This is a genomic window from Planococcus kocurii (assembly GCF_001465835.2).
Taxonomy (GTDB): Bacteria; Bacillota; Bacilli; order Bacillales_A; family Planococcaceae; genus Planococcus; species Planococcus kocurii.
Genome location: NZ_CP013661.2, coordinates 1,293,818 through 1,317,388 on the forward strand (window position 1 = coordinate 1,293,818; position 23,571 = coordinate 1,317,388).

Annotated in this window: 22 protein-coding genes and 1 other annotated feature; of the genes, 3 read left to right on the forward strand and 19 right to left on the reverse strand. The window is 43.0% G+C overall.

Annotated elements, in window-relative coordinates:
• Positions 1–135 precede the first annotated feature (135 nt).
• A complete protein-coding gene (locus tag AUO94_RS06355) occupies positions 136–942 on the forward strand; it encodes a GNAT family N-acetyltransferase (RefSeq protein WP_237150187.1) in 807 nt (268 codons plus the stop codon).
• Between the two features lie 43 nt (positions 943–985).
• Here AUO94_RS06355 and AUO94_RS06360 read toward each other — a convergent pair whose 3' ends face one another.
• From AUO94_RS06360 to AUO94_RS06450, 19 genes are all read right to left on the reverse strand, one after another.
• Positions 986–2,281, reverse strand: coding sequence for an arsenic transporter (locus AUO94_RS06360; RefSeq protein ID WP_058386427.1), 1,296 nt, complete (start codon positions 2,279–2,281; stop codon positions 986–988).
• A 532-nt stretch (positions 2,282–2,813) separates the two neighbouring features.
• Positions 2,814–3,335: a type 1 glutamine amidotransferase domain-containing protein gene (locus AUO94_RS06365; protein WP_058386428.1), complete on the reverse strand. Its 522-nt coding sequence runs from the start codon at positions 3,333–3,335 to the stop codon at positions 2,814–2,816.
• Positions 3,336–3,403: 68 nt separating this feature from the next.
• The gene (locus tag AUO94_RS06370; protein WP_058386429.1) at positions 3,404–3,994 is read right to left on the reverse strand and encodes a DNA-3-methyladenine glycosylase; all 591 of its coding nucleotides are present in this window, start codon (positions 3,992–3,994) and stop codon (positions 3,404–3,406) included.
• Positions 3,995–4,014: 20 nt separating this feature from the next.
• The gene (gene trpA / locus AUO94_RS06375; protein WP_058386430.1) at positions 4,015–4,785 is read right to left on the reverse strand and encodes a tryptophan synthase subunit alpha; all 771 of its coding nucleotides are present in this window, start codon (positions 4,783–4,785) and stop codon (positions 4,015–4,017) included.
• Positions 4,782–6,578, reverse strand: coding sequence for a tryptophan synthase subunit beta (gene trpB / locus AUO94_RS06380; RefSeq protein ID WP_082707508.1), 1,797 nt, complete (start codon positions 6,576–6,578; stop codon positions 4,782–4,784). The genes trpA and trpB overlap by 4 nt, the downstream gene beginning before the upstream one ends.
• Positions 6,575–7,348, reverse strand: a complete 774-nt coding sequence (gene trpC / locus AUO94_RS06385) for an indole-3-glycerol phosphate synthase TrpC (protein ID WP_058386431.1) — start codon at positions 7,346–7,348, stop codon at positions 6,575–6,577. The genes trpB and trpC overlap by 4 nt, the downstream gene beginning before the upstream one ends.
• A complete protein-coding gene (trpD, locus tag AUO94_RS06390; protein WP_058386432.1) occupies positions 7,345–8,337 on the reverse strand; it encodes an anthranilate phosphoribosyltransferase in 993 nt (330 codons plus the stop codon). Before trpD ends, trpC begins: the two co-directional genes overlap by 4 nt.
• A 61-nt stretch (positions 8,338–8,398) precedes the next feature.
• Positions 8,399–8,635: a binding site (T-box leader), on the reverse strand.
• A gap of 599 nt (positions 8,636–9,234) precedes the next feature.
• The gene (locus tag AUO94_RS06395; protein WP_058386433.1) at positions 9,235–10,851 is read right to left on the reverse strand and encodes a long-chain fatty acid--CoA ligase; all 1,617 of its coding nucleotides are present in this window, start codon (positions 10,849–10,851) and stop codon (positions 9,235–9,237) included.
• 93 nt (positions 10,852–10,944) lie between these two features.
• Positions 10,945–12,093 (reverse strand): acyl-CoA dehydrogenase family protein, encoded by a 1,149-nt coding sequence (locus AUO94_RS06400; protein ID WP_058386434.1) that lies wholly within the window; start codon positions 12,091–12,093, stop codon positions 10,945–10,947.
• A 14-nt stretch (positions 12,094–12,107) separates the two neighbouring features.
• Positions 12,108–12,878: a 3-hydroxyacyl-CoA dehydrogenase gene (locus tag AUO94_RS06405; protein ID WP_058386435.1), complete on the reverse strand. Its 771-nt coding sequence runs from the start codon at positions 12,876–12,878 to the stop codon at positions 12,108–12,110.
• 27 nt (positions 12,879–12,905) lie between these two features.
• Positions 12,906–14,054 (reverse strand): thiolase family protein, encoded by a 1,149-nt coding sequence (locus tag AUO94_RS06410; RefSeq protein ID WP_058386436.1) that lies wholly within the window; start codon positions 14,052–14,054, stop codon positions 12,906–12,908.
• Between the two features lie 211 nt (positions 14,055–14,265).
• A complete protein-coding gene (locus AUO94_RS06415) occupies positions 14,266–15,168 on the reverse strand; it encodes a glycine betaine ABC transporter substrate-binding protein (protein ID WP_058386437.1) in 903 nt (300 codons plus the stop codon).
• Positions 15,169–15,179: 11 nt separating this feature from the next.
• Positions 15,180–15,818, reverse strand: a complete 639-nt coding sequence (locus tag AUO94_RS06420; RefSeq protein WP_058386438.1) for an ABC transporter permease — start codon at positions 15,816–15,818, stop codon at positions 15,180–15,182.
• Complete coding sequence (locus AUO94_RS06425; protein WP_058386439.1) at positions 15,815–16,783, reverse strand: ABC transporter ATP-binding protein; 969 nt, start codon at positions 16,781–16,783, stop codon at positions 15,815–15,817. The genes AUO94_RS06420 and AUO94_RS06425 overlap by 4 nt, the downstream gene beginning before the upstream one ends.
• A gap of 87 nt (positions 16,784–16,870) precedes the next feature.
• Complete coding sequence (locus tag AUO94_RS06430) at positions 16,871–17,716, reverse strand: GNAT family N-acetyltransferase (protein ID WP_058386440.1); 846 nt, start codon at positions 17,714–17,716, stop codon at positions 16,871–16,873.
• Positions 17,717–17,855: 139 nt separating this feature from the next.
• Positions 17,856–19,073: an MFS transporter gene (locus AUO94_RS06435; protein WP_058386441.1), complete on the reverse strand. Its 1,218-nt coding sequence runs from the start codon at positions 19,071–19,073 to the stop codon at positions 17,856–17,858.
• 149 nt (positions 19,074–19,222) lie between these two features.
• A complete protein-coding gene (locus tag AUO94_RS06440; RefSeq protein ID WP_058386442.1) occupies positions 19,223–20,170 on the reverse strand; it encodes a DUF4003 family protein in 948 nt (315 codons plus the stop codon).
• 55 nt (positions 20,171–20,225) lie between these two features.
• Positions 20,226–21,035, reverse strand: a complete 810-nt coding sequence (zupT, locus tag AUO94_RS06445) for a zinc transporter ZupT (protein WP_058386443.1) — start codon at positions 21,033–21,035, stop codon at positions 20,226–20,228.
• A 94-nt stretch (positions 21,036–21,129) separates the two neighbouring features.
• On the reverse strand, positions 21,130–21,774 hold the full coding sequence (locus tag AUO94_RS06450; protein ID WP_058386444.1) for a uracil-DNA glycosylase: 645 nt from the start codon (positions 21,772–21,774) through the stop codon (positions 21,130–21,132).
• Between the two features lie 121 nt (positions 21,775–21,895).
• Here AUO94_RS06450 and AUO94_RS06455 point away from each other — a divergent pair, with 121 nt between their 5' ends.
• Together AUO94_RS06455 and AUO94_RS06460 are read left to right on the forward strand one after the other, a co-directional pair.
• The gene (locus AUO94_RS06455; RefSeq protein ID WP_058386445.1) at positions 21,896–22,237 is read left to right on the forward strand and encodes a P-II family nitrogen regulator; all 342 of its coding nucleotides are present in this window, start codon (positions 21,896–21,898) and stop codon (positions 22,235–22,237) included.
• A gap of 12 nt (positions 22,238–22,249) precedes the next feature.
• The gene (locus AUO94_RS06460; RefSeq protein ID WP_058386446.1) at positions 22,250–23,539 is read left to right on the forward strand and encodes an ammonium transporter; all 1,290 of its coding nucleotides are present in this window, start codon (positions 22,250–22,252) and stop codon (positions 23,537–23,539) included.
• The last annotated feature ends 32 nt before the right edge of the window (positions 23,540–23,571 follow it).

Below are 23,571 nucleotides of genomic sequence, written 5' to 3' on the forward strand. Positions count from 1 at the left end.
TTTATAAATAGTAAATACAACTAACAAACTATTAAGTTTATAGAATTATCAGTATTTTTAAAATTCATTATGTACTTTAGCATATGCCAATGGTATAATATGACTAACTAATCTAAAGTTAGGTGGAAGGAAGAGATGCCTGTGACTATTTTACTGGAAAAGAAATACATTCCTCTGGCTAATTATTTTTCCGGAGTGACAAATTCTTCAATACGATTAACATTTTCTGAAATCGAGCAAATTATGGGACAGAATTTACCTAATGCCGCCTACTTGAATAAAAGTTGGTGGAAAAAAGTAAAAGCACCAGCTAAACATTTTCATGCATGGGCAGATGCTGGTTATTTTGTTAGCGACGTCGAGCCAGATCGCTTTGTCGTCTTTGAAAGAATCGACTCTACAAATGGAACAGGCACAGACGATGATGAAGATCAGGATATTCTATTGATTCGAACAGCAGAGCATGGGGATGCGCGGTCTCTTGCCGCTCTACAAAAAGTTGTAGAATCTGAATCTGATTTCATGCTCTACGCTAAAGACGAACGTACACAATCCACACAAAAAGTTCGCAAACAAATTATCGAGTGGAAACAAAGTGGCTATTCGACTATTATCATTGCCATTCTCAATGGACAGCATGTGGGCTATTTGATGATTGTGGGCAATGACGCAAAACGTGCTGCACACCGCGCCTTCATCGATCTCGGTCTACAAAAAGATGCACAAGGGAAAGGAATCGCTAAATCCTTGCTTAAAAAAGCTGAAGAATGGTCTAAAGAAAAAGGCATTAGCCGGCTAGAAGTGACGGTCGTCGAAGAAAATGAATCGGCCCGTAACTTATATGAAAAAGCTGGTTTTAAATCTGAAGGCATTCGACAAAAATCCATGATAATAAACAACAAACCCCATAACGAAATTTATTTAGCTAAGTTTTTAGACTAGAAAAAAGGAGCAAGCCATTGGCATGCTCCTTTTTTCTATAAACTTAATTTAAAATCGTCAACCATAAGTACAGGCCAGTCAATGTGATAAACAAAGTCGGAACCGTCAAAATGATGCCGATTTTAAGATAATAACCCCAACTAATCTCTACCCCTTTTGTTTTTAATACATGAAGCCATAATAATGTTGCCAGTGAACCAATCGGTGTAATTTTTGGTCCTAAATCTGATCCAATCACATTCGCATAGATTAAAGCTTCTCTAACAACTCCAGTTGTCTCTGTTTCAGCAATTGCCAATGCATCAATCATAACAGTCGGCATATTATTCATAACCGATGACAAAATAGCAGCGATAAAGCCCATGCCAATTGTCGCTGCATACAGACCGTGACTCGCTGTCCACTCGATTGCGGTAGCCAACACCGATGTGAGACCCACATTTTTCAAACCGTACACGACGACATACATACCGATTGAGAAAAAGACAACCGCCCAAGGAGCCCCTTTTAAGACTTTCATCGTTTCAACTGATTTACTCTTCCTCGCAATGGCTAGAAAAATAATAGCAATCGCTCCTGCAATAAAGGATACCGGAATATTTAAAGCCTCGCTACTGAAATAGCCAATTAGTAAAATTGCTAGCACTACCCAAGATAAACGGAAAATTCTCAAATCTTTTATTGCTGAAGCTGGTGTTTTTAATGCACTGTCATCAAAATGTTTTGGAATATCTTTTCGGAAATATAAATACAAGACCAACATACTTGCAGCTATGCTGAATAAGTTCGGTACAAGCATCCGGATTGCATATTCGGTAAAGCCAATATTAAAAAAATCAGCCGATACGATGTTGACTAAGTTGCTGACAACAAATGGCAAAGAGGCAGTATCAGCGATAAAGCCACTCGCCATAATAAATGGCAAGATCATTGCATCTTTGAATTTCAATGCACGAACCATTGCCAACACGATAGGTGTCAAAATTAGCGCTGCTCCGTCATTCGCAAACAACGCTGCGACAACCGCCCCTAGCATGGTAACTAAGAAAAACATCCGCAAGCCACTGCCTTTGGCAAAACGTGCCATATGTAAAGCTGCCCATTCGAAAAAACCAATTTCATCAAGAATCAACGAAATGATAATCAATGCAACAAACGTTAAGGTCGCATTCCAAACAATTCCCGTTACGTCCCAGACATCCCCAAAATCAACTACGCCAAACAGCAAGGCAACAATTGCCCCAGCAATAGCAGACCAGCCGATTGACAAGCCTTTTGGCTGCCAAATCACAAAAATCAATGTAACGATAAATATAAAACTTGCTAACCAAACATCCACTTTCACACAACTCCTTATTCACAATTTGCTGCTCTTTCTTCTACAATCAATAAACCACTGGCGCAAACTCTAACTAATCGAGTCATCATTATATTCACACTGCACTTGCTCTATTTATCGCTACAGCACTCCCTCATTATATAAGCATTTACTTATGTATTCAAGAGACAATCTTAAAAGCTAATTTGGTTTATGTAATCTGTATGTTAGATTTTCCCTACATAAAAAGCGGCTGTCTCACAAGGTCATGAACAATGACTTTGTGAGACAGCCGCTTTTGCCCGCTAAAGAAAAGCCCAAGCAGTGTTTACAGATGAATCCATAGCGCAAATCTAGGACCGGTACACAATTGACCTAGCAAGTGTCTTCCGTCCTATCAAGAGCAATCGTGCGTTTTAGAGATTTCACCTCCAAACCTCGAAAAAGTGCATGTCAAGTTTGGGATTGTGAGCTGCAATTTTAAAAAAACAGACGGAGAAAAAGAGTTTCTTTTTCTCCGTCTGTTTTATGTTAGAGGGGCATTGACAGCTTTTTAAGCTAATTGCTCCAGTACACGTAATGATTCTCGGTTGAATGCCGGAATGTCATCAGGTTGACGACTAGTGACCAATTGATCTTGGCACACGACTACTTCTTCATCAAGGACCGTCGCACCTGCGTATTCCATATCGACTTGAATCGACTTATAACCTGTAGCTTTACGACCTTCTAACGCTTTGGCCGTAATTAATAATTGAGGTCCATGACAAATTGCGAAGACCGGTTTTTTCGCATCCATGAAAGTTTTTGCAAACTCCACAAACCGGCTATCTTCACGTAACAGGTCCGGTGAAAATCCGCCAGGCAAGAACAAGGCATCAAAGTCATCCGGGCTAACGTCATCAATGCTTTTATCAATGGTGACAACAGCCTCGCCTTGTTTGCCAGTTACTTTTTTCCCCACTTCTTTTTCGATTGTGAAAACTTCATGACCTGCATCATTAAACGCTTTTGATGGATCTGTATATTCCATATCTTCAAACATATCTGTCAGTAAAGTTGCAATTTTCGCCACTATCTTTCACTCCTTCTGTCTATTCATTCTCTTTCAGTATTCCACCAAAAGATGAAGTTAAACAACAATTAGCGAAATTTCGAGACGAAAGGGTTTCCTGTTTCCCAAAAGCGATAAGGATAGTCGACCGCTTCTAGTGAATTGCCGATACCTACACGAGGTCCAACCGATATTTCTTGAACCGGTTCTCCTTGAGCGATGTAAAGTGGCTTTTCCAAAAAATGATGACCATAATAATCCATTGTAATCGCCATTGCTTTAGTCAATTTTCCCGGTCCACTAGTCCACTGTTTGATCGGCATGTGTCTGCCGCGCAGTTCTGCCATCAGTTCGATGCCTTCGACCGGTTCGACTGCACGTATCAAAATAGCTCGCGGTGTGTCTTCCGGTCCGGCGACGACATTGATCAATGTGTGAGTATGCATTTGATACGTATAGACAAGGCCAGGTTTACCAAACATGATTTCCGTACGTTTAGTCCGACGATTCCCGAAGCTATGTGCAGCGCGATCTTCTGCTCCCATATAAGCTTCAGTTTCAATAATCCGTCCAGCAACAATGCCTTCTGGCAATTCATGGACCAAAATTTGACCAATCAAACTACGCGTAAGTTCCAATGTCGGCGCGTCAAAAAAATCTTCAGCAACTGGCGTAAACATAACATCTCCTCCTACCCATATTATACTGAGTGGGTGGCCGTCACTGCATGGATAAGCGGTTCGATTTCCTGAATTCGATCTTCGTTAAAGGCATCCACAATGGCACTTCCCACAATAAATCCATCCACATCGTCACGCAACATATCGACATGGCTACTTTTCGAAATTCCGAATCCAGCATAAACCGGAACCGGGCTTTTCTCACGAACTTTGCGCATAAATGCTTTTACATCCTCTGACATCTCATCACGAGATCCCGTTATTCCTTTAACCGTAACCGCGTAAACAAAACCTTGTGCCTCCCGAAGAATACCATCCAAGCGAACGTCCGTTGTCGTCAGTGTCACCAGTTGAATCAACTTAATGCCTTCTTTATCGACATAAGGTTGCACTAATTGTTTGTGTTCATATGGCAGGTCTGGAATGATGACGCCTGAAATTCCAGCTTTGCTGCATTCAGTAGCAAAGCGTTCTACACCAAACCTCATCACGGGATTTAAATAAGTCATTACGAGCAAAGGAATTGTAACCTCAAAGGTCCAACTTTTTAGTTCTTCCAATACTTTTTGCAATGTAACACCATGCTTTAAAGCACGATTTCCAGCCGCTTCAATCGTCGGACCATCTGCGACCGGATCTGAAAAAGGAATGCCGATTTCGATAGCAGTTACTCCTGCCCCTTGCAAATACTGTACTTGATTTTTCAGACGGTCAAGACCGCCATCTCCAGCCATAATATAAGCGACAAAGGCTTTGTTTCCCGTTTTTTTTAGTTGCTCTAATCGATTCATGATAGCCCCTCCAGGTTCTCTGCGTATGTCGCCATATCTTTATCTCCACGACCGGACACACAAATAATCAGTATCTGGTCTTTGGTCATAGACTTTGCTTGTTTTTCTGCTTCTGCAATAGCATGCGCCGTTTCAAGTGCTGGAATAATTCCTTCAAGACGAGACATGCCAATAACTGCAGCCAGTGCTTCATCATCGGTAATTGACCGGTATTCAACACGACCAATATCTGCTAAATAAGCATGCTCTGGTCCAATGCCTGGATAATCAAGCCCCGCAGAAATCGAATGCGCTTCCTGCACTTGGCCTGCATCATCCTGCAATAACTTCATTAAGGCGCCGTGGAGCACACCTTCTGTTCCTTTTGTTAAGGTTGCAGCGTGTTTATCTGTATCCACACCTTGACCAGCCGCTTCAACGCCAATCAACTTGACTTCTTTATCTTGAATAAACGGATAAAACATACCAATCGCATTGCTGCCACCACCTACACACGCCAAAATAGCGTCAGGCAAACGCCCTTCTTTTTCAAGAATTTGACGTCTTGTTTCTACGCCAATCACACTTTGAAAATCACGGACCATCGTTGGAAACGGATGTGGACCGAGAGCCGAACCGATTAAGTAATGCGTATCTTCTACATTGGCAACCCAGTAACGCAAAGCTTCATTGACCGCATCTTTTAAGGTCGCACTGCCTTTTGTGACACTTTCCACACGTGCCCCTAAAAGCTTCATACGGAAAACGTTCAATTGCTGACGCTTAATGTCTTCTTCACCCATGAAAATAACACAATCCAAATCGAACAGTGCACAAATTGTCGCAGTCGCCACACCGTGCTGACCTGCTCCTGTTTCTGCTACAATTTTACGTTTTCCCATTCGCATCGCAAGTAGCGCCTGACCAATCGCGTTGTTTACTTTGTGCGCACCGGTATGATTCAAGTCTTCTCGTTTTAAGTAGATTTTTGGTCCACCATATGCTTCAGTCATGCGTTTTGCGAAGGTCAATGGCTGTTCACGACCCACATACTCCGATAAATAATGATGGTATTCTTTATGAAATTCCGGATCTTCTTTTACTTCATTATAAGCATCTTCTAATTCCTTAACGGCTTTCATTAATGTTTCTGGCACAAATTGCCCCCCGTATTTACCGAAAAAACCTACTTTTTCTATCGTCTGTTCCATCGAATCATCCTTTACCTGTTTAATAAATTTTTGTATTTTCGCTACATCTTTCTGGCGCTCTGTTTCAACTCCGCTAGAGACGTCTACCATGTAAGGTGTTGTTTGTTCGATTGCCGCACGGACATTTTCCGGTGTTAACCCACCCGCCACAATTAGGCGAGATGGATCGATGCCGGCTCCGTCTAGTAACGACCAATCAAACACATTACCGCTACCTCCGCGGTATTCCGTACCCGGAGCGTCCACTAAAATATAATTAGCTAAAGAATTTTTCAACTGCTCTACATCTTCTTTTGTGCGAATCGAGAAGGCTTGGATAACAGGGACACGAATAGCTTTCACCAACTCATCGGGTTCATCGCCGTGAAGCTGAACCATCGTTAGCGGAACACCTGCAACAGCGTCTTCAATTTCCTCTAATGAAGCATTAACAAAAACACCGATTTTATCGGTATCTGCTGGAATGTGTTTAGCCAGTTCAGCAGCTTGCGCAATTGTCACTTGACGTCTGCTCGGAGCAAATACGAAGCCGATAGCATCCGCACGACTTGCTGCGTCAACATGTCGCTGTTCTTGCAAGCCGCAAATTTTCACTTTTGTCATTTTACTGCCTCCTCGCTAGTCGCCTGACGAATCCAATTTCCTGGATTTTCAGATCGCATTAACGCTTCTCCCACTAAAATTCCAGAAGCTCCATTTGCGTAAGCAAATTGCGCATCTTCTTTTGTCTGCATGCCACTTTCGCTAATTAATACGCGCCCTTCGTCAAATGGGAAGTTTTTAGCTAATTGTGCTGTGCGTTCAATTGATACTTCAAAAGTTTTTAAATTACGATTATTGATACCAATTAGTTTTGCATCTAGCTCTAGTGCTATTTGCAGTTCCTGTTCATCATGAACTTCGATTAAAACTTCAAGTCCTTTTGAGAGCGCATAGTCGTTAAGACGTTTCAGCTGTTGCTTTTCCAGTGCAGCTACGATCAATAGAATAATGGTAGCTCCTGCATGTTGAGCACGATCAATTTGAATCTCACTAACCATAAAATCTTTGCACAAGACGGGAATCGATACGACTTTCGCTACTTCACACAAGTCATCAATTGACCCTTTAAAATACACTTCATCCGTGAGTACCGAAATTGCAGCCGCTCCAGCTTCTTCGTATTTTTTAGCTTGTGCAACAATATCTACTTCCACTTTGATGTCGCCTTTTGATGGAGAAGCGCGTTTAATCTCTGAGATGACGCCATTTCGTTCTTGTAGATGCCCCAGTAACGTTGTTTTTTCTGGAAAATCAATTGTATTTGACCCAACTGGTTTATACATTTTTATCTCTTCGTATTTAGTCGCAATGATGTCATCCAATATTGTCATACAAATACCCCCGCCGCTAACCGATGCAAGTCAAAGACACGCGCGGTTTCGCCTGATTTGATTGAGGCTTTCGCCTGCTTTACGCCTTCTGTCACGTTTTCAGCTTTACCACTGACATACAGTACTACTCCTGCATTTAATGCGACTGTATCTAAATAAGGGCTATCTGTTCCGGATAAGACATCCATAAAAATTTCAGCGTTGCGCTTTGGATTGCCTCCGCGGATCGCTTCAATTGATGCCACTTCTAAACCAACTTCATTTGGGTGAATGGTCATTTTTCGCTTACCTTGCTCATTGAAGATGATTAATTCATTAACGCCTGCAAGTGACAGTTCATCCAAGCCACCTGCTCCGTGAACAAGCGCTCCTTTTTTTCGACCCAATCGAATTAACGCATCCGCCATTGGTTCTAGCATGTCACGACGGTAAACACCGGTCATTTGAATCGTAATTGGCAATGGATTCGCTAAAGGTCCTACTAAGTTAAAAATAGTTGGAGTTCCGATGTCTTTACGAATTTGGCGTAAGCCACCGAGTGCTGGATGGATAGCTGGTGCAAACAATAACGCAATCCCCGTCTGGTCAAGCATCATAGGAATCGAGGCAATATTCGTTTCCGTTGAAATACCAAGTGCCTCTAGCACATCGGAACTGCCTGTTTTGCTAGAAACACTGCGATTGCCATGCTTGGCAACTGTCATACCGCATCCTGCTAACACAAAAGCCGTCAACGTACTAATGTTAAAACTGTAAGAACGGTCACCACCGGTTCCACAAACATCAACAAGTTGTCCTTCGACTGTTGGAAGCGCTACTGCTTTTTCACGCATCGCTTTGACTAGTCCTACTAACTCGTCTGCCGTCTCTCCTTTTTCATGTAAATCGGACAAAAATTTCTTGATTTGTTGTTCATTTATATCGCCGTTCAACATTGCTAATGATTTTTCGTACATTCCTTGTTCACTCAAATTCTCTACTCTGCTCATACTAATCTCTCCTCGTCTCGTTTTAAATACAAAAATCCCCGCAATCAGATTGTTATCTGATTGCGGGGACGGGTTAAAAACCGCGGTACCACCACGCATTAGCGCATTAAATTTCTGCGCTCACTTAAACAGGCTCTTCGCCTTTCCCTTTAACGCAGGGCTTACGTCTCCCTTACTCGCTTCCGCTTTCAGGCAAGCTCTCCTAAGTCCATTCGCGCAGATCACCTAATCAGCTCTCACCAGCCGCTGACTCTCTAAATAGATTTCCCTGCCTACTCGTCTCAATCCTCGATTTATACACTCTTCTATTCTCGTCTTCTCTAGGCTCTTCTCTCAAACAGACTTGCTTCCGTACAACAAGTTGTTCCCTATACTAAAAGGTTTTGTTTATTCTGTCAAGTAAAAGGAAAAGCGCAGGCAGCCATGTAGATTCGACGGGCATAAGATGCTCTGGCGAAGCGGCGTGTTTTCAGCCGCACAGCCAGAGTGACTTATGACCCTAGAATCTGGCTGCCGGAGTCTAGACACAGAAAAGCGCAGGCAGCCATGTAGATTCGACGGGCATAAGATGCTCTGGTGAAGCGGCGTGTTTTCAGCCGCACAGCCAGAGTGACTTATGACCCTAGAATCTGGCTGCCGGAGTCTGGACATAGAAAAGCGCAGGCGCCATGTAGATTCGACGGGCATAAGATGCTCTGGCGAAGCGGCGTGTTTTCAGCCGCACAGCCAGAGTGACTTATGACCCTAGAATCTGGCTGCCGGAGTCTAGACACAGAAAAGCGCAGGCGCCCGTGTAGATTCGACGGGCATAAGATGCTCTGGCGAAGCGGCGCTCTCTACTCAAAAAAAAGCGCAAGTGTCTATAGAACTCTAGACACTTACACCCGAAAATAAGACTTACTGATAATAGCCATCTAACTCTTTTCTTAAAGCAGCTTTAAGGAATTTACCAACCGACGTTTTTGGCACTTCTTTCAAAAATACCACGTCGTCTGGAACCCACCACTTGGCAAATTGGCTCTCCAAGTACGTCAGTAATTCCGCTTTCGTGGCGTCGTCTTCCGCATGACCTTCTTTTAACACGACACAAGCAAGTGGACGCTCCATCCATTTCTCATGTGGAATGGCGACAACCGCCGCTTCGAACACAGCTTCATGCGTCATCAATGCATTTTCCAGATCAACAGACGAAATCCATTCGCCACCGCTTTTAATTAAATCTTTCGTCCGGTCCATCAGTTTGATATAACCATCGGGCTCGATTACAGCAATATCTCCTGTATAAAGCCAACCCTCTTTAAACGCTTCTTCCGTACGCTCGTCTTTATAGTATTCATCAGCGATCCAGGCACCTTTAACGTTCAGCTCACCCATCGTTTCCCCATCCCACGGTGCTTCGCCGTTTTCATTGACGATTCGTACTTCGAGGCCCGGCATCGGTAAACCTGCCATTGAACGGCGTTCGATGCGCTCATCCATCGTCATATCGGTCATTGCAGAAGTAGTAATAGCCAAACTGACAAGCGGCGCAGTTTCCGTCATGCCATACCCTGTCACAAATGGCACATTGTATTTCTCTTCAAATGCGCGGATTAATCCTTTTGGTGATGCTGATCCCCCGCAAATAATCATCCGCAGTGTGTCGATATTGCGTGGATTTGCTTCTAATTCTTTCAACACACCCATCCAAATTGTCGGGACACCTGCAGTTAACGTAACTTTTTCTGATTCAATTAAATCTAACAACATGCCAGGAGCAAAACCGGGTCCCGGCAACACTTGTGTAGTCCCAAACAAAACTCCAGCAAATGGCAGCCCCCAAGCATTGGCATGAAACATTGGCACAATCGATAAGGCAATATCTTGTTCTGACAAGCCCATTGCATCTGACATGCCGAGCGCGTAACTATGGAGCACAAGTCCTCTGTGCGTATAGACAACGCCTTTAGGATTGCCCGTTGTTGCGGAAGTGTAACACATGCCCGCTGGTGTATTTTCGTCCAGATCTTCAGGGAATTCGAAACTGTCATCTTCAGCAGCGAGTAATTGTTCATAAGAATAAACATTGCCAAGTGTCGTTTCTGGTAAATCCACTCCATCTTTCATGATGATAAAATGCTTAACGGATTTTAGCATAGGTGCTAGTTTTTCAATCAATGGAAATAGATCGTGATCGACTACCAAAATTTCATCTTCGGCATGGTTGATGACATAGGCGATGTGCTCATGTGACAAGCGAATATTAATCATGTGTAAAATAGCACCAGCACCCGGCACACCAAAATACAACTCCAAGTGACGGTGATGGTTCCAGGCGAAACTTCCCACCTTTGTGCCACGCTTCATACCAAGTCCAGTTAAAGCAGCCGCTAGTTTGCGCGAACGTACCGCAAATTCTTTATAAGGAATCCGGTGAATCATATTTTCTCCGGTACGTGAAATGATCAGTTTTTCCGGAAAATAGCGCTCCGCTCTTTTTACGAAAGATGATAATAATAATGGCGAATCCATCATGTCACATCCGACTCCTTTTTCACTCTAATTTTATTATTATGAATGGGTGTCCCTATCAGGCAAGATTCGCCTTCTTTTCCGCTCGCCTTTCACTTACAGTCCCATTCGTTTAGCAACGATGGTTTTCATGATTTCGTTGGAACCGGCATATATCGCCGCCACTGGAATATCCCTGTAGCGACGTGCAATTTTGTATTCTTCCATATAGCCATATCCACCGTGTAATTGCATGCACTCACCGGATATTTTCTTGGCGGTATCTGTCAGCCAAAATTTCGCCATCGATACTTTGGAAACAATGTCTTTTCCAGCCATATGATCTTCAATGAGCGATTCTAAAAACGAATGACCCAGTTCAATTTCTGTCGCCATCTCCACTAGTTTAAACTGAGAATTTTGGAACGAACCGATCGGCTTGCCAAAGGCTTTTCTTGATTTCACGTATTCCAACGTCATTTCTAACATATCTTCTGAAGCTACTTGCGCTGCCATTGCGACGACTAGTCGCTCTTGCTGCAGTTTTTCCATCAGATAAGTAAAGCCTTTATTTTCTTCGCCAATTAAGTTCGTTGCAGGGACGATGCAATCCTCAAAATACAGTTCGGATGTATCTTGAGCATGGAGACCTACCTTGTCGAGCTTACGCCCTTTCTGAAAACCTGGTGTCCCCTCTTCTACCATTAATAGCGAAATCCCACGATGCTTCGGTTGTGCTTTCGGATCGGTTTTTACAACAACTAACACCAATGTCGAGTTAATGCCATTCGTAATAAAAGTTTTCTGCCCATTAACAATATAATTGTCGCCGTCTCGAACTGCTGTAGTTGATATATTCGCAAGATCTGATCCTGCTCCAGGCTCTGTCATCGCAATCGCTGTAATATGATCTCCCGAAATACAACCCGGTAGCCAACGCTGTTTTTGTTCTTCATTTCCATACGCTTCGATGTAAGGAACCGTAATGTCATTATGTAGGCCTACCCCCGTCAAACTGGCTCCTACGCGTTCCATTTCTTCTCCGATAACAACCGCATAACGAAAATCTAGACCAAGCCCCCCGTATTGTTCTTCTATTTGAGGACTCAGAAAACCCATATCTCCGAGCTTTTTCCAAAAAGATTTCGGAATAAGGCGATCTTTTTCCCATTGATCATAGTTTGGAACCGCTTCTTTTTCTAAAAACTTCCGCAAGGACTTCCGGAACATCACGTGTTCATCTTCTTCGAAACGGTATCTCCCCATCTTTTCCATCTCCCTTATTTCGGTTGCATGCGGATTGCTCCGTCGAGTCGTATCGTCTCCCCATTTAACATCGAATTTGTCGTAATGCTTTCTACTAGGTGTGCAAATTCAGTGGGTTTTCCAAGACGTGCTGGAAATGGTACGGCTGCAGATAATGAAGCAATTGCAGCATCTGGCAATCCTTCTACCATTGGTGTTTCCATTAATCCCGGCGCAATTGCCATAACTCGAATTCCATCTCTCGCTAATTCTCTAGCAATTGGCAACGTCATCGCGACAACTCCGCCTTTAGATGCGCTGTAAGCTGCTTGTCCAATTTGCCCTTCATAAGCCGCGACCGATGCTGTTGAAATAATCACCCCTCGCTCACCATCTTCAGTTGGTTCGTTTTTTTGCATAGCTGCTGCTGCAACACGAATAACATTAAAGCTACCGACCAAATTTACTTTGATGACTTTTTCAAATTGGTCTAGCGCAATTGGTTCGCCTTTGGATACTACTTTCCCTGGAGTACCAATCCCCGCACAATTGACTACTAAATTAATACCCCCGAACTGTTCAAGCGTGTCGTTTATATTTTGTTCAACTTGTGATGCGTTAGTAACATCCGTCTCTTTATAAATGACCGAGCCTTCACCCAATTCTTCAATAAGCACTTTTGCACGTTCTGCATTCAAATCAAAAATAGCTGCTTTCCCGCCACTTTTTGCTATACGGCGTACTGTCGCTTCACCAAGCCCAGACGCTCCACCCGTGACCACTGCTTTTACTTGTGAAAATTCCATCTTCTTCCCCCTTAGTTTTCAATCCTGCTATAGCTTTTCAATAATAGTGGCGTTGGCCATTCCCATTCCTTCACAAATGGCTAACAATCCGTAACGGCCATCTGTTCGCTCTAATTCATGTAGTAACGACACTAATAATTTAGTACCTGTCGCACCAAGCGGATGACCAAGCGCAATTGCGCCTCCGTTAACATTCAGTTTTTCAGGATCTCCACCAATATCATGTAACCAAGCTAGCGGGACTGGCGCAAATGCTTCATTGACTTCGTAACGGTCCATCTCATTGATTTCAAGTCCTGCTTTGGCGAGAACTTTTTTAGTTGCTGCGATTGGCCCAGTCAGCATCAATGTCGGATCCGAACCGACTACTACACGTGCCACTATGCGCGCTTTCGGTTTCAATCCAAGCTCTTTCGCCTTGTCACTAGACATTAAGAGAACAGCAGAAGCACCATCACTCATTTGACTCGCATTGCCTGCAGTAATCACACCATTTTCATCAAAAGCTGTTTTTAATCCAGCTAGCACTTCTTCCGTTGTACCCGGACGCGGTCCTTCGTCTTCATCAATCATTCGCGTTTCGCCGTCTGGACCTTGTGTGCGAATCGGAACAATTTCACGTTTATAATGGCCTGCCCCAATAGCATGTTGTGCGCGTTCATGACTTTGTACCGCAAACGCGTCAAGCTGTTGCCGCGTAAATCCCCATTTCTTTGCGATACGCTCTGCCGATAACCCTTGATTGATAATTTCGTATTGATCTGTCAGTTTTTCGCTCAGCGCTGCACCTTGCATATTGGAAAACATCGGTACGCGTGTCATGCTTTCCACACCACCCGCAATGACAATATCCATATCTCCGGCCAGAATTGCTTGAGCACCGAAGTGCACAGCCTGCTGACTCGAACCGCATTGGCGATCAATTGTGACACCCGGTACATAATCTGGAAAACCTGCAATTAACGATGCTGTACGCGCAATATTGCCGCCTTGTTCTCCAGCCTGTGAAACACAACCTAAAATAATATCTTCTACTTCACTTTTGTCTACACCTGCACGCGAGACTAACTCTTCTAATACTAAAGCTGCTAATTCATCCGGACGCTGATCTGCAAACTGCCCTTTTCTTCTCCCAACAGCTGACCGTACACCTTCTATAATGACAACTTCTCTCATGCCCTTCACCCCACCGTGTATTATTTTTATGAAAACGTTCTTACTTAACTGAATTGAATGACTATTCACTCATTATTTACATTGTACAAGAATACCTACTCAAATGCTACAAGAAAAGCGTATATTCATAGGCGAGTTAGACAGCTAGAAAAGCGCCAGATTCTCTGACTAAAATAAAAATGATTCCGCAGTCGAGACCGCGGAATCATTTTTATTCTTCAATTAATCCTTTGTCGATTAGGAATTCGCGAGCGACATCAGCTGCAATTTCTTGGTCAACATCAATGCGAGAATTCATTGCTAACATTTCTTCCTCGCTGATTTGTCCAGCCAGCCCGCTCAGTACTTCTTCAAGTTCCGGGTACTCTTCGAGTGTTTCCATCCGCACAACAGGAGCTGCGTCGTATTTCGGGAAAAACGACAGATCGTCTTCTGTCGTTTCAAGATCAAATAATTCAATGCGGCTATCTGTAGTGAACGCTGGAATAACTTCTACTTCTCCACTCTTAACAGCTTCATACATAATTGCTGGGTCAAAACTTTCAGTTGCTGAAAACTTAAATGGATACGTGGCGATCAAATCCTCGTAGCCATCTCCTTTGCGTTCATAGAAAGGATGTGGTGCTCCGAAACGCATTTCTTCTGATTGCGAAATTTCCGCTAAATCTGAATAGGTTTTTGCATCATAGCCGCTATCTTTTGAATACGCTAACGTATAACCATTCTCAAAGCCAAGTGGTTCTAGCCAAGTCGCACCCAATGTATCTTCGTAACCTGTTCTTACAATATCTAATACCTCTTCCGAAGATTGACCCGGAACAGACTCTTTCTTCAATACGTCCTTCATGCCGGTACCGGTATACTCCACGTACATATCAATATCGCCTTTTTCTAAAGCAGGAGTTAAAATCGACACTTCTCCTAATCCCTCTTCGTATTCCACAGTATAGTCCGAATTGGCTTCGATATACTGACCGAGAATATGTGGCAGGATATATTGTTCTGTCCATGGCTTACCGCCAATGACGATTGGATCTAACTCATCTCCACCTGACCCGCATCCTGCAATGACTGTAGTTGCAGCCAAAAAAACTCCTAATGTCGTTTTTTTCATCTTGTTCCCCCCTATGTTTTCAAACCTTTTGGTGTCGCTCTTTTTTCAATCCATTTTAAAATTTGATCAAAACCAATTGCCAGTAGAGCAACTGGTAAGGCACCAGCCAAGACTAATGAATTGTTATAAGACTGCAATCCTCGGTAGATGATATCACCCAAACCACCAGCTCCAACAAATGTCGCAAGTGTGGCGATACCTACAGTTAGTACAGTAGCCGTACGTATACCCGCCATGATAAACGGTAACGCTAGCGGCAATTCAATTTGTCGTAAAATCTGCGTCCGCGTCATTCCCATGCCACGTCCTGCTTCGATCGTGGAACTATCGACTCCTACAATTCCTGCATACGTATTTCGCAAAATCGGTAACAAAGCATAGATAATAAGTGCAATTAATGCAGTAGGTGAACCAATTCCTAAAATAGGTACCAAAAAGCCGAATAGCGCTAGACTTGGAATCGTTTGAAAAACAGCCGTTACCCCAATAATTGATTCAGCGTAGCGCCGATAGCGTGTAATGAGAATTCCTAGTGGCAGCGCAATTGCGATACCAATTGCGACGGCTACAAATGATAAATACATATGTTCTAAAAGCGCACCAATAATCATATCCTGACGGCTAACGAGGGTGTCTAGGAAGTTTTTCATGCCGTTGCCCCCGTTTCTTTAGCAAGTGCCGCTTTCAATAAGTCTCGGTCATTAGCATAAGCCACGACCTGCGCCCCTTGAACGATTGCCAAGTAATTTTTTGCGCTTTTATCCAGTTGCAAAAAAGCGTTCTCGATCGTTTGTTCAGCAGAAATTTCCTCGGTATCCCCAGCCCATTCTTCTGTAAAAAGATCCAGAAATTCGAGCAATTTTCTGTCTCCAAATGTGCGTTTTTGATTGATGCGCTCTATACCAATAAAGCTGCGAACAAATTCGTTTGCAGGGTTATCAATAAGTTGCTGGGGGGTGCCTACTTGTTCAACTTGCCCATCGCGCATAAGAATAACAGAATCAGCAATTTTCAACGCCTCATCCATATCATGGGTAACAAAAACGATGGTTTTATTGATGGTTTGTTGAAGGTTTCGAAGTTCGTCTTGCAGCTGTTCTCGGCTAATAGGATCAAGTGCTGAAAAGGGTTCGTCCATTAAAACAATATTTGGATCTCCCGCTAACGCCCGAACCACTCCTACACGCTGCTGCTGTCCCCCACTCAACTCGAGTGGGTAACGCTCCATATAAACTTCAGGATCTAAACCAACAAGCTGAAGCAATTCACGTACACGTTGTTCTTTTTTGTCTTTTGTCCAGTCCAGCAATTTAGGTACAAGCGCCACATTATCTGAAATGGTCATATGAGGAAATAGTCCAATACGTTGAATCACATAACCAATTGAACGTCTTAATTGGACTTCATCCATTCCATTGATGGGTTTTTCATCAATGAAAATACTTCCTTCAGTTGGTTTTTCTAGTTTATTAATCATTTTCATTAATGTCGTTTTACCACAGCCACTAGGACCGATGATGGCAGTCAATTCATTTGTCGGTAGAACGAGTGAAATGTCTTTTAATGCTTCCGTTCCATCTGGAAAGCGTTTTGTAACATTTTCAAATCGAATCATAGACTTTCCTCCCCGCTGCTTCTTTCAACCTACCTTTTTATACCCTCTAGAGTTGCTCTTTACTCCTACAGCCTGTTTAGCTAAAAATTATTTTTCCACAAAAATTAAGTGAACCGGATTGGCGATTTGCTCATAGCCAATTTCTCTATAAATTTTGTTTGAAGTCGGATTTGTAAGGTCTGTATAAAGCATAACAAAATCATACTCCAGCAGTAATTCGTTCGTGACTTCTGCTACCAGTGTTTGAGCATATCCATTTCTTCGCTGAGCATTTGGCGTAAAGACAAAAGATACGGTAATTCCGTTTTTTGAAGGGCGTTTTTTTTGCATACAAGAGACCACTCGCTCATCTACTTCCCAGACGTAAACTTCTTTTCTTTCTAGAAATCCAGCGATTTTATGCGAAATTTGTGTTTGAGTAGAGCGGCCAATTCCTATTTCTTCTTCAAAAAGCCGATACCATTCTTCCAATATTATTGCATCTTTCTTACTAGCAATCCGCCAAGAACCCCGGCTCTTTCGTAAGCCTTTATTGACTGCTTCAATTCGGTAAAGACCTTGATCCATTAGTATATTTACTTGTTCTCCCGTCCGCTCTGTCCAAGCCTCCGCAAACAAGCGCGAAGTGGTTTGCTCACCGACTATTCCACTCACCTCAATTCCTAAATTTTGCAGATGTCCAACAATCTCTCGTTCAATTTGAGGAAAAGTTTGAAAAACTATCAATTGCAAAGCATGTGGCGGTGTCATTAAACAAGCTGCTACAATTTCATCATCAGTTTCGACGAGCGCTAAAAAATAGTCTTCGTATTGATTCGCATGTATTTGTCCGAGAACACCTAGGAATAAACTATGAATGTCCTCGTTTTTATACAGTAGAGGTGATACTTTTTCTAAGAACACGGCTGAGTCCGAATAAATAATCATTTCCATTTCTTCACTTCCACTCCCGTCTTAACTTTTTTCTATTACTACAGTATTGGCTATATTATGGAAAAAACCCTTTATTTATCCTTCAGGTTGCTAAAAAACGCATCCTGAAGAGTCAGGATACGTTTTTCATTGAGTTACACTATTCCAACTCCAATTGTTTTGTTTCCTTGCCGAGAAATGCTACAGCCAGCGCTCCAATAAGGATGGAGACACAGAAAATCCCGAAGATTACATTGAGATTCGCACCAGCTGTTAACAACGTACCGACTAGAAGCGGCCCAAGAACTCCACCTATGCGACCAAAAGCAGCCGCCATTCCTGTACCTGTACCGCGAATAACTGTTGGGTATTGCTCTGGGGAATAGGCATATAACGCACCCCAAGCACCCAAGTTAAAGAACGATAAGAAAGCACCCGAAACGATTAACAACGTAATGGTGTCCGCATTACCAAAAGCCAACGCACTAATTGCTGTACCGATTAAGTAAGTGACCAACACAAATTTCCGACCTGCCCGTTCGATAAGCCAAGCAGCTGAAAAGTAGCCTGGCAATTGGGCCAAGGTCATAATTAATACATATTGGAAGCTTTTGATTAACGTAAATCCTTTTAACACCATGACACTTGGAAGCCACAAGAACATGCCGTAATATGAAAATACTACTGTGAACCAGACAATCCATAGCATTAAAGTTGGACGTCTGTATTTCTCTGACCAAACGTCTTTAATATTCGTCGAAATTGATCGCAACACATCTTTTTTCGCAGAAAACTGTGGTGAATCTGGTAGATTGATACGCAAATATAAGGCATAAAATGCTGGCAACGCAGTCAATAACAGCGCAACCCGCCAACCAAAAGATGGAATGATGAAATACGAAATAACAGCAGCGACTAGCCAACCTGCGGCCCAAAAACTTTCTAATAGAACGATTACACGTCCCCGCTCTTTTGCTGGTACACTTTCGGACACCAGAGTAGAAGCTACCGGTAGCTCACCACCTAATCCCATTCCCACAAAAAACCGTAAAATCATAAATGCCGCGAGTGTTGTTGTAAAAGCAGAAATTCCGCTAGCAATTGAAAACAACAGCAAGGTAATAATGAATATTTTCTTTCGGCCTACACGATCTGCATAAATCCCGAAAACAAATGCACCAACCGCCATTCCAATTGAGTTGACGCTACCAATCCACCCCATCTGACTGGACGTCAATCCCCAATCTTCGTGCAATGCCGCAATAACGAAAGCCAAAATACCGACGTCCATTGCGTCAAAAAGCCACCCCAGTCCCGCAATTCCTAACAATCTATTTCTTGAAATAGGACCTGTTTTTTTCTCAGCTATCGTTGCCATTGTCATTCTCCTGTCTTTACACATGCATAGTAACGTCTTTACACAACTATACGCTTTAGACAGATTAGTAACAAGTACAATAAAAAAGTCTCTCTTTTCAGATAATTACACTTTTATAAATCTCTTCAGTCAATACGTTATCTCCACTTTCAACTAGAAGAAGTGTTTGATGACGAGATAATGGCCGCATTAATACTGACCATCATCGCTGCCTGTTGTGCTTGCATTAAAGTTTCCAATGAAGTAGCAAAAGTCATAGTCGCGACATCTCGTACTTCTATATTGTCAGCCATTGCCTGTTGGACAGCTGTTGAAAAAGCCATATCTTTGTACCAACGAAAGATTTTATTTTTTTCTAATTCACGCGTATTTTCTACAACTCCCTCTAAAGCTTTACCGTCAATTTCTGTCACCGCTAAAAATCCAAGAATAGGATATTGCGCTAGGCTGATGTTGATTTTTTCTTCTTTGAAAAATTGGTGAATCGCCAAAACCTTACCGACTATTTTTGCGTCGTAAACAGATGAATCAAAGGTCATAATTTGAGACAGCCATTGAAGATTATTCCCCATAGTGAAGCCTTGTTCGCGGAGGTCACGGTAATACCTATTCATCGTTGCCGCTCGTTCTTCAAGCGACCCTTCCCGGCTACCCAATAAAGCGGCATATGGAATATCTTCATTCGACGTTAGAAATTTATGATGCTTTTTCATTTCTTTGTACAACGCTCTTGCCTGTTCTGCTTCCTCCGGTTTTTTCATTAGCAATGCAGCTAAATAGGTATAGGAAGTTTTCCAAAAACCTGCATCGTTAAGTGCTTTTTGATTTTGATTGGCTAGCTTCAATGAACTTTCTACAGCCTCTTCTTTCATAACCATAAAAGCTGCTGCTACATGAAGCAGATGCGAGCGCAAAGGCGAAGTCCACCCCTCATTCTTTTTAATCACTTCGACAGCCGCTTCATGCTTTTCTGCATCAAAAGCCTGGTCCTGAGACAAATATATGTTAGTGACAGCTAACGCAATCCGCTTGTCTACAGCCCATCCTGTTGTTTTTGACACGTCCGAGAAAGTTTGTTCAATGCGTTTAATATCCATAGAAAAAGCCTCCTTTTCTCTTTACTACGAGAAGAGGGGGCAGAAAGTTTCAAAATCAGACGATCAATACCAGACTGACAGCCATAACGGCCATGCCAGCTACTAACCCGTAGATGGATAGATGGGCTTCGTCATAGCGTTTTGCAGCAGGCAATAACTCGTCAAGCGAGATAAAGACCATAATACCCGCTACACCCGCAAATATAATGCCAAACAAGGTGTCGCTGAGAAATGGCATTAAGAAGAGCCACGCTGCAATCGCTCCAACAGGTTCTGAAATACCCGATAAAAAGCTGTATTTAAGTGCTTTTTTCCGACTTCCAGTTGCATAGTAAATTGGTACTGAGACGGCAATCCCCTCCGGAATATTATGAATGGCTACTGCAATTGCGATAGCGATTCCAAGAGCCGGATCTTGTATTGCCGACATAAACGTGGCAATCCCCTCCGGAAAATTATGAATGCCGATTGCTAATGCTGTAAAAATACCCATTTTCCGTAGCCGAGCATATTCGTCGTTGGTCGGTCCATCGTCCATGTCCTCTACCGTTTTGACTTCATGTGGATTCCCCAATTGCGGAAGAATACGATCTACTAGTGCCATAAAAACCATTCCGCCGAAAAAGCCAGCGAGTGTCAGCCAGTAGCCAGTAACCTCTCCCTGTGCGTTCGTTAAAGCATCTTTTGCTTTAAAAAAGATTTCAATCATCGAAACGTAAATCATCACTCCTGCTGAAAACCCTAATGAAATTGATAGAAATTTTGTATTCGTACGGGATGCAAAAAATGCGATCAAACTGCCAATCCCTGTGGCCAGTCCAGCAAAAAGAGTCAATCCAAGCGCAAATAAAACTGTATTATCCATAACCATGCCTCGCTTCTAAATTCCAGTGAATAAAGTTATTATACGTTAAAAACGCTCAAAACGAGGAGTTTTTCAACCAAGTAAAATCCATCTTTCATTTCGCTCCCCCGAGAAGTTCTTTTAACTTCTGCCAATCTGCATCTTTCAACATACGAACTGACGGATTATAAAAAACACTGGCTGGATGAAATGTAGGGAAAATATGATAGACCTCTGTTGTTTCTTTAAAGCAACTCTCTTCTTCGTTCCAATAGAGAATCGGTGTTTCCATTAGCACACCGTGAAGTTCCGTGACCTTCGCCTTCGAACCGACCAACCGTTGCAATCCGACATTTCCCAATGTCACAATTATCGGCGGCTGAACAGCTTGAATCTCCGTATCCAATATCGGCGCATGCGCAATGATTTCTTTTTTTGTCGGTGCCCGGTTGTATTTTCTGGCGATTGTTTCTCCGTTACGTTTCTTTTTAGTTCCCCATTTATAAGGTCTACTTCGAACCGCACTCGTAATATAAACATCTTCTCTAGCTAAACCTACACTCTCAAGAGAAGCCATCAATTCTTTTCCTGCTCTTCCCGTAAACGGTATTCCCGTTTCTAACTCGTTCTCTCCAGGTGCTTCTCCCACCAGCATAATCACTGGATTTCCAGGTCCACTTCCCCATACAAAACCTTCAACCGGAAACCCCTCTATCCTTTGCATTCCCAGTTCAGCCAGTTTTTCCGAAATTCTATACATACGAATCCACTCCCATTTATTCTCATGTAACTAAAACTAACATCAAATAAAAAAACCTCTTGCATTATCAGAAAATATAAACTATTATGTTAACAAACCTAACATAAAGGAGGAGAAATTGATGAAAAAAATTGAAACGATTATTCGACCTTCCGTTTTTGCAGATGTGCGACAGGCTTTAGCACTTGAAGGAATAGACGGTTTGAGTGTAACTGAAATTGCTGGAATCGGAAAGCAAGAAGGACGAGTGGGCTTATTTCGCGGGAATACTTACACAATGGAATTTTCTCCAAAACTGAAACTCGAGATGGTAGTAGCTGACGACAAAGTTGAAGATATTATTCAAGCTTTACTAGCATACGCTTCAACCGGCCAAGTCGGGGATGGTAAAATTTTCATTTTCTCTGTCGAAGAAGCGATACGAATCAGAACCAAAGAACGCGGCACAGTCGCAATTGGATAAGGAGGAGATTGGATGGAAGCAGTTCAAAGTTCAGTAGATATGATATGGGTCATGCTCGGAGCAATGTTGGTATTTTTTATGCACGCAGGATTCGCTATGGTGGAATCCGGTTTTACACGATCTAAAAACACCTTGAATATTTTAATGAAGAACATGATCACTGTTTCACTCGGCTCCATTCTTTACTTTATCGTTGGATACGCCCTTATGTTTGGCCCTTCATCTTTCGGCTTGATCGGCACACAAGGATTTGCATTAACTGGCGTTGAAGATATCGGATTCTTTGTATTCCAAGCTGTTTTTGCCGCAACTTGCGCAACAATCATTTCTGGAGCTGTAGCAGAACGAATGAACTTATCTGCCTATATTCTATTGACTATCGCCATGACTGCAGTCATTTATCCGGTTGTAGGGCACTGGGTATGGGGCGGCGGTTGGTTGTCACAAATCGGCTTTATTGATTTTGCAGGCTCAACGGTCGTTCACTTAACTGGGGCAGTAGCTGCATTTATCGCCGCTTGGAAAATAGGTCCTCGCATCGGCAAGTATAGCGGAAAATCAGTTAACACGATTCCAGGGCATAGTTTACCACTAGGTGCATTAGGTGTTTTTATCCTATGGCTTGGGTGGTTCGGCTTTAACGGGGGCAGTACTTTGGCAGCGGACCCGACTCTCGTGCCGCCAGTAATTGCCAATACATTACTAGCAGCTTCCGCTGGGATTATTGCGACTGCTGGATACACCCGCTTTCGCTACGGACGCATTGACGCTTCTTTAACAATGAACGGTGCTCTTGCCGGTCTTGTCGGCATTACTGCAGGTGCAGCAAACGTATCATTTTTTGGCGCTATGATGATCGGGTTACTGGCCGGGGTTATTATGACTGAAGCTATTCGCTTACTGGATTCAAAAATTCGGGTTGACGATCCCGTTGGTGCGATTTCCGTCCACGGAATTGCAGGCATTTGGGGGACGCTCGCAGTCGGTTTGTTTGACACTACTAATGGTTTGTTTTACGGAGGTGGAACAGAAATTCTTGGCCTCCAGGCTGTCGGCGTGCTAGCGGTAATTGCATGGGCTTCTCTATCAACTGGTATCGTCTTATTCGCTATCGGCAGGATCGTGCCACTCCGAGTTACCGCTGAAGACGAAGAAGCTGGCCTAGACTTTTCAGAGCATGGCTCACAAGCTTACTCAATGCAAGACGTCCTTCACGGTTCGCCGGTAGGTCACAATGATTCATTTGCACAGCGACTAAACCAACTAGGCGAGGCACCCTCTCCGCAAAAAACCATTTCCTGATTTAACCGAAAAGAAGAGGAATCCCTCGATAT